This is a genomic window from Streptomyces sp. NPDC047869 (assembly GCF_040704065.1).
GTDB lineage: Bacteria > Actinomycetota > Actinomycetes > Streptomycetales > Streptomycetaceae > Streptomyces.
The window spans coordinates 1-1,480 of sequence record NZ_JBEYRK010000073.1; the positions used below are offsets into that span (position 1 = coordinate 1).

Here is a 1,480-nt window from a genome sequence, read left to right on the forward strand (position 1 = left end):
CGCAATACCGGTGATTTAGGTTGTTTTCCGGCTGATCGAGGTGGCTCTGGTTGGCCCGACCAGTCGGACCGTCGAGGGGTGTGGCCGTGGTGGGCTGTGGTGCTCGGCTCGTTTGAGGGCCCAGTTGGACATCTTGCGTTTGATCACACGCGGGTTGGCGCGCAACCGCCGTGCGGGCAGCAGCCGTTCGGTGATCTCACGCAGGCTCTGGGTGATGGACCGGGCCAGTCGCGAGGGGGGAAAGCGCCGCCTGCCCGGTGACGTGGCGACGGACGACGCGAAGGGTGCGAGTGAAGGAGACCCGGTCAGGATCGTGCCCGGCCTTGAGGGCAGCCTGGTGCATCAGGTCCCGCAGCGCGTGGTGGACCAGCAGAAACGCGAAGATCTCCTGTTCGACGCCGCGTGGGTGCTGGGAACGCAGCACCAGCCCCGGGACGCCCTGATGGTTCTTGATCTCGTCCAGGGTGCTCTCGATCTCCCACCGCTGGGCATAGAGGGCGGCAAGCTCCTCGGCCGGTGCCTGCCCGGGGTCGAGGATGGTGGTGATCAGCCGGTAGACGGTGCCGTCACCGCCGCGTGGGCCGACGGTGTACTCGATCACCCGCACCCGCTCGGGGTCCGCGCGCTGGTAGTGGTCCCGCGCGGCGACGATCTCCGACAGGTAGGAGCCGTCGGCGAGGGTCTGAAGGACCGGCAGCACCACGGTCCTGCGGACCCGCCACAGCAGGTCCGCGCCGCCCGCCTTCGCCGCCCGCCACAGGTCGAGACCGCAAAAGCCCCGGTCGGCGAGCACAAGCATGCCCTTCGTCAGCGCGGGGAACAGCCGCTGGGCCAGGGCGGTCTCGTGGACCTTGAGTGGTCCGACCTCGGCCGCGAACACGGCATGGGTGCCGCATTCGGCCAGGGCCGCCACCCTCGCCTGCGGATACGCACTGCGGCCCTGCCCACGACTGGTACCGGGACGCCCGAAGAACTGAGCGTTCGCCGCGGTGTCCGGAACATCGAAGACCGTGCCGTCCACCGCGACCAACCGCCACCGCCGATACCAGGCACCCTGCGTCCGCGCGACCGCCACCGGCCGGCACACCCGGGCGAACAGGGCCCGCAACGGCTCCGGCCCGAGCCGCAACCGGGCCCGCCCGATCGCCGCCGTCGTGGGCACCCGCCAGGCGGTCGCCCACCGGCCCTCGCGCTCCAGCCCCTGAACCAGAAGCCGGGCCACCTCTTCATAGCCCTGCCCGAAGAACAGACACATCGCCAGGACGAAGTAGACCACCACCCGTGCCGGCAGCAACCGCGTCCGCTGCTCGACCCTGCCGCACTCGGCGACCACCTCGTCGACCAGCTCCGGCGGAAACGCCCGCGTCAGCACCCCCAACGCGATCCGATCCGAGAACCGACCAACCCCCGACGACTTCACCTGACCCGGCCTTGGCACAACCCATCCAACGACCAGACCCCAACAAAGTCACCGGTATTG

At 69.7% G+C, this 1,480-nt stretch carries 1 protein-coding gene; it reads right to left on the reverse strand.

The window, feature by feature from the left end:
• Window positions 1–196: 196 nt before the first annotated feature.
• Window positions 197–1,438: an IS4 family transposase gene (locus AB0924_RS38570; RefSeq protein ID WP_366913986.1), complete on the reverse strand. Its 1,242-nt coding sequence runs from the start codon at window positions 1,436–1,438 to the stop codon at window positions 197–199.
• Window positions 1,439–1,480 lie beyond the last annotated feature (42 nt).